Source organism: Hyalangium sp., from assembly GCF_035629615.1.
Lineage (GTDB): Bacteria > Myxococcota > Myxococcia > Myxococcales > Myxococcaceae > Hyalangium.
On record NZ_DASPHO010000701.1, the window covers coordinates 1 to 5,455 of the forward strand.

A 5,455-nucleotide genomic window follows, 5' to 3' on the forward strand; every position below is an offset into this window, starting at 1 on the left:
GTGCAGGTACGCCTCGCCGCCGATGAGCACCACCTCGCGGGCCCGCATGGCGGCGAGCTGGGACACCACTCCGAGCGCCTCCTGCGTGCTCAGCTCGCCAGGACGGGCCGTGCCCGCGCGCGAGCCGCAGTGGGTGCATGGCTGGTCACACGCCAGCGTCAGCTCCCACACCACATAGGCGGGGTGGAAGTCCTCAGAGGCTGTGTCGATGCGGCGCAGGACCATCCCCTGAGCCTACTCGAAGGACTTGTGACAAGATTCCGGCACACTCAGGAGTCCCCTCATGTCATTGCTCGGCTGCCCGTCCTGCCAGGGGTTCAACCCACGCTCCGCTGCTGCGTGTCTCCACTGTGGGCACGCCCTGGAGTCCCACCCTCCCTCCCAGCCCCGCCGGGCAGGTGGATTCTGGATGCTCGCCAGCGCGGGAGTCGCCGCGCTCACCCTCATGGCCTGCTACGGCGCTCCTCCCTGTGACGACCCGCAGTGCTACCAGCCGGAACCCCCGGATGCGGGCCTGAACGACTGAGGGCCGTTGACCCCAAGAAGCAGACCCCTTCCCCAGCGCTCGCTGTCTCTCCTGACATGCTCCGATTCCTCTGCCTGCTGGCGATCCTCCTGCCCCGAATCGTCCTCGCGATGTGCGGGAGCCAGAGCCTCACCGTCTGGCCCGCGCTCGACCACGCCCTGCCCGCCAACGGCCAGGTGGTGCTCCAGGGGTACGGCCACTTCGAGGCGCCTGTCGCCACCATCGCCGAGCGCTCTCCGCGCCTCGTGGCCGACAAGGACGAGGTCCCCCTGCGCGTCGTCGCCGTCTATCGCGGAGAGATGAACCTGACTCAGGCCGTCCTCCAGCCGGAGCGCCCGCTGCAGCCCGGTCAGCGCTACACGTTGCACCTCACACAGCCTGAGGGCGCCAGCTCCCCGCCCCTCCCCACCGAGACGCAGTCGAAGAGCGGGAATGCGCCCATCGCCTGGACGGTCACCGACGCGGACGTGAAGCCGCCTCGCTGGCGCGCCGCCCCTCGCAAGAAGGGAGCGAGCGCGGAGAGGATGGGGTGTGGCCCCTCGATCCACGTCCATGTGTCCGCGAGCGTGGACGAGGAGGGTCCCCAGGTGCACGTGCTCGCCGAGGTGCGACGCGCTGACGGCGGCGAGCCGGTGCGCTTCCGCCTCACCCCCGGCGAGGAGCAGGTGCACATTGGCCATGGCATGTGCAGCGGCGCCTTCCAGCTCAAGGAGGGCATGCGCTACACCGTGCGGCTGGTGGCCGTGGACATGGCGGGCAACGAGTCGGCCGCCCCAGGAGCCCCGGTACGCATCGTGGGCCACAAGCGGTCGCGGTGAGGATCTCTCGACGCCCGAGGCGTGTCCCGGCACTATGGGCGGGCCATGAAAGTCCTCGTCATCAACGTCGGTAGCACCTCCATCAAGTACCAACTCTATGAGATGGACACCGAGGAGATCCTCGCGGGCGGCATCGTCGAGCGGGTCGGCTCCCCTCAGGCGCTCCACAAGTGGCGGGTCGGTCCGACCCGCTCTCAGGCGGAGATCCCGGCGCCCACCATGCGCGCGGGGCTCGACGCCGTGCTCGCCCAGTTGACCAGCCCAGGCGGCGCGCTCAAGGACATCTCCGAGCTGCGCGCTGTGGGACACCGGGTGGTCCATGGTGGCGAGAAGCTCGTGCGCCCCTGCGTCATCACCGCCGAGGTGAAGGACATCATCGCGAAGTGCGCGCAGTTCGCGCCGATCCACAACCCGGCGAACCTCGCCGGCATCGAGGCCGCCCAGGCCGCCCTGCCCAAGGCCACCCACGTCGCGGTCTTCGACACGGCGTTCCACGGCGAGCTGCCCCCGCACTCCTACCTCTACGCGGTGCCGTATGAGCTGTACCTCGAGCGTGGCGTGCGCCGGTATGGCTTCCACGGCCCGAGCCACCAGTTCATGGCGGCCAGCGCCTCCGAGTTCCTCAAGACCGACCTCTCCCGCCTGAAGCTCATCACCTGCCACCTGGGCGGCGGCGCTTCGGTGTGCGCCATCGACGGCGGCCGCTCGGTGGACACCTCCATGGGGATGACTCCGCTCGAGGGGCTGGTGATGGGCACCCGATCGGGCGATGTCGATCCGGCGCTCTCCATCGTGCTCGGACGGCAGGGGATGACGCCGGACGCCATCGACGAGACGCTGAACCGGAAGTCAGGCCTGCTCGGGCTCTCGGGCGTCTCGGCCGACTTCCGCGACGTCGAGCAGTCCGCCGCGGGTGGAAACGCTCGCGCCAGACTGGCGATCGACGTCTTCACCCACCGCATCCGCAAGTACATCGGCGCGTACGCGGCGGTGCTGGGCGGAGTGGACGCCATCGTCTTCACCGGAGGCATCGGCGAGAACAGCGTCAAGGTGCGCTCGTCGGTCTGTGACGCGCTCGTCTACATGGGGGTGGTGGTCGACGGCGAGAAGAACCAGCACTGCGACGCGCGCGGCTCGGGCGGCGTGGTGGACATCTCCTCCCCGCGCGCGCCGACCCGTGTGCTGGTCGTCGCGACCGACGAGGAGCGGATGATCGCCCGCGAGGTCGTCCGCGTGACGGCGGGCCCGACGGCGGCGCGGCAGCGTGTCACCGGTCACGCCATCCCGGTCGGAGTGAGCGTGCGCCACGTGCACCTGACGAAGGAGCACTGCGCCGCGCTCTTCGGCGAAGGCTATGAGCTCACCGAGCGCCGCCCGGTGTCCCAGCCCGAGCAGTTCGTCTGCCGGGAGACCGTCGACCTGATCGGCCCCAAGGGAGAGATCGAGCGGGTGGCCATCATCAACCCGCTTCGCAAGGAGACCCAAGTCGAGGTCTCTCGCACGGACGCCATCACCCTCGGGGTGAACCCGCCGCTGCGCGAGTCCGGCAAGCTCGAGAACACGCCGGGACTGACGCTGCGCGGCCCGAAGGGCTCGGTGGCCATCGACCACGGCGTCATCCTGGCGCACCGCCACGTGCACATGCACCCGGACGATGCGCGCCGCTTCGGTGTGGAGGACAAGAGCCTCATCCGCGTGCGGGTCGAGGGCGAGCGCGAGACAGTCTTCGGAGACGTCATCGTCCGAGTGAACCCTCAGTACGCCCTGGACATGCACGTGGACACCGACGAGGCGAACGCGGCGGGGCTCACCAACGACAGCGTGGCCACGTTCGACGGCAACCAGTGACACAGAGAGCGCGCGAAGCCATGACTCCCGCCATCGACGTGAACGCCTACCTCGCCCGCATCGGCCATGCCGGGGCGGTGCGGCCCACGCTGGAGACGCTGAGGGAGCTCGTCCCCCTCCATGCTCGGGCGATCCCCTTCGAGAACTTGAACCCGCTGCTCGGCCTGCCGGTGCTGCTCGATGCGGCCTCGCTGGAGCGGAAGCTCGTTCACGAGGGGCGCGGGGGCTACTGCTTCGAGCACAACCTGCTGCTCAAGCACGTGCTCGAGGCCATCGGGTTCGACGTCCATGGCCTGGCCGCCCGCGTCCTGTGGAACCAGCCCGAGGATGCCCTCACGGCGCGCGGGCACATGCTCCTGCGCGTGAACCTGGAGGGCCAGACCCTGCTCGTCGACGTCGGCTTTGGCGGGATGACCTTGACCGGCGTGCTGCGCCTGGAGCCAGGCCTGGAGCAGGCCACTCCCCATGAGCCCTTCCGCCTGCTCGAGAGCGGCGGTGACTTTCGGATGCAGGCCCGGGTGCGCGGAGAGTGGAAGACGCTCTACCGGTTCGATCTGCAGGAGCAGTTCCAACCGGACTACGAGGTCACCAACTACTACCTCTCGACCCACCCCCGCTCGCACTTCCGGACGGGGCTGGTCGCGGCGCGAGCCGAAGCGGACCGGCGCTATGCGCTGCGCAACTCCCAGCTCACGATCCACCTGCTCGGCGGGCCCTCTGAGGTGCGCGTCCTCACAAGCGCTGCCGAGCTCCGTGAGAGCCTCGAGCGGGACTTCCTGTTGAAGCTCCCGGAGGACCCTCAGCTGGAGCTCGCGCTGGCCCGGCTCTGAGGTGGGCTTCCTGGCCTCATCACAGGAAGCTGTCGAGCCACGTCAGCTGCGCGTCCAGCGTCTCCGCAATCACGCGCGGCCGGTCCGAGGAGGAGGGCTCCGTGTAGGGATTGCCGATCTCCTTGTGCTTCCACCGGACCCAGCTCTGCTTGTACCAGCCCCACTCGAGCGCCGAGCCTGTCGAGGGAGGCGTGCCCGCGTAGGCTGAGAAGGTCCGAATCCCCGTGAGCGGCGCCACCTCTTCGCCTCCGGCGATGTGGAAGATGTGTAGCCGCCCTCGGCGGGGGAACTGCGAGGACAGGTCGGTGGCCCAACCGCCGTAGGAGGTGCCCCACGGCCGCACCGGGTTGTTGATCTTCTCTCCGAAGGTGCCCAGCTCGCCCTGGCTGTACTTGCACACCCCGTCAAAGGAGGACACGTAGAGCTCGATGCCGTCGAGGGCCGGGTTGTTGCGCAGCGCTTGCGCCATGCGCATCACCAGGCAGCCCCCTCGCGAGCTGCCTGCGAGATAGATGGTGCGTGTCTCCGGCCGGACCTGGCCTTCGAGCCAGTGGACGAAGCCGTTGACCATCCGCTGCTTCTTGTCGCTGTCGGCGAGGTGGTCGAAGTTGTTGTCGTTCACCATCGCCATCCACGTGGTGGCCGGAGGCAGCCAGCCCAGGGCGCGCAGCTTCATGGCCAGCGAGCGCCCATCGAGCGTGACGTTGGGGCAGGAGACGTCGCCGCAGGACGAGTCCCAGGTGGAGGCCTGTCCCGTCAGGCCGCTGGTGTGGCCGCTGCTGGAGATCTTCTGCCCGGCTGACATCACGACCAGCGCATTGCGAACGGATGGCGCATCCACCTCAGCGATGCGGATGGGGTAGAGATCACTGTCCTGCGCCCCCGCGGCCCGGAAGGCCTCGAAGCCCGGAGCCGTCTGGTAGTTGCCCGAGGTGTCCTTGTAGACGACACGCCGCGATGTGACCGTCCTGGCGCTCCCATCCGGGTAGGTGAGAGCAAAGGACTGCACGCCTGTGGGGCCGGCAGGAGCCTCTGTGCTCTCTGGGCCGCCACAGCCCAGCAGAGCGCCCCCGAGCAGCCAGGTCAGGGCAGCAGGGAGAAGCATGAGCCGAGGGAAGTTCTTCCTGTCAGGCATGGGGTGCCTCCGGGGATGGAGGCCAGAGTGTAGGTGAACTCCAGGCCGGGTACAGCGCTGGCCCTGGTGCGCTACCACTCGCCCGAGAAGCATGAGCTCGTCCTGTGCTCGCACGTCATGTACCACGTGCCCCTCTCGGACCGCTTCTTCGTGCTCGAGAGCTGTTACACGGCAGAGGAGCTCGCGGCCCTGAGCGAGGACGCCGAGCGCTGCCGGGGCGCCGACGGGGTGTATCGCATGGAGCAAGATGAGGATCTGCTCCTCATCCCCAAGTCGTAGCCTGCCCCTGCGGCAAGTC

Annotated in this window: 6 protein-coding genes; 4 read left to right on the top strand and 2 right to left on the bottom strand. The window is 68.8% G+C overall.

Going from position 1 to position 5,455, the window contains the following annotated elements; all coding sequences use genetic code 11:
* Positions 1-225: radical SAM protein (locus tag VD972_RS35115; RefSeq protein WP_414654181.1), on the bottom strand; the 225-nt coding region annotated here is incomplete at its 3' end.
* Positions 226-582: 357 nt separating this feature from the next.
* Here VD972_RS35115 and VD972_RS35120 point away from each other — a divergent pair.
* Genes VD972_RS35120 through VD972_RS35130 form a run of 3 tightly spaced genes read left to right on the top strand, consistent with a single transcriptional unit; the run spans position 583 to position 4,022 of the window.
* A complete protein-coding gene (locus tag VD972_RS35120) occupies positions 583-1,344 on the top strand; it encodes a hypothetical protein (RefSeq protein WP_324993176.1) in 762 nt (253 codons plus the stop codon).
* A gap of 45 nt (positions 1,345-1,389) precedes the next feature.
* Entirely contained in the window at positions 1,390-3,192 is a 1,803-nt protein-coding gene (locus VD972_RS35125; protein ID WP_324993177.1) for an acetate/propionate family kinase, read from the top strand.
* Between the two features lie 20 nt (positions 3,193-3,212).
* Positions 3,213-4,022 (top strand): arylamine N-acetyltransferase, encoded by an 810-nt coding sequence (locus VD972_RS35130; protein WP_324993178.1) that lies wholly within the window; start codon positions 3,213-3,215, stop codon positions 4,020-4,022.
* A gap of 19 nt (positions 4,023-4,041) precedes the next feature.
* On the opposite strand, the gene VD972_RS35135 is transcribed toward VD972_RS35130, so the two are convergent.
* A complete protein-coding gene (locus tag VD972_RS35135) occupies positions 4,042-5,157 on the bottom strand; it encodes a hypothetical protein (protein WP_324993179.1) in 1,116 nt (371 codons plus the stop codon).
* 33 nt (positions 5,158-5,190) lie between these two features.
* Here VD972_RS35135 and VD972_RS35140 point away from each other — a divergent pair, with 33 nt between their 5' ends.
* The gene (locus VD972_RS35140; protein WP_324993180.1) at positions 5,191-5,436 is read left to right on the top strand and encodes a hypothetical protein; all 246 of its coding nucleotides are present in this window, start codon (positions 5,191-5,193) and stop codon (positions 5,434-5,436) included.
* The last annotated feature ends 19 nt before the right edge of the window (positions 5,437-5,455 follow it).

Bases quoted from the DNA above. Each gene is read 5' to 3' on its own strand.
- VD972_RS35120 (WP_324993176.1), top strand. From the start codon at position 583: ATGCTCCGATTCCTCTGCCTGCTGGCGATCCTCCTGCCCCGAATCGTC.
- VD972_RS35125 (WP_324993177.1), top strand. From the start codon at position 1,390: ATGAAAGTCCTCGTCATCAACGTCGGTAGCACCTCCATCAAGTACCAA.
- VD972_RS35130 (WP_324993178.1), top strand. From the start codon at position 3,213: ATGACTCCCGCCATCGACGTGAACGCCTACCTCGCCCGCATCGGCCAT.
- VD972_RS35135 (WP_324993179.1), bottom strand. From the start codon at position 5,157: ATGCCTGACAGGAAGAACTTCCCTCGGCTCATGCTTCTCCCTGCTGCC.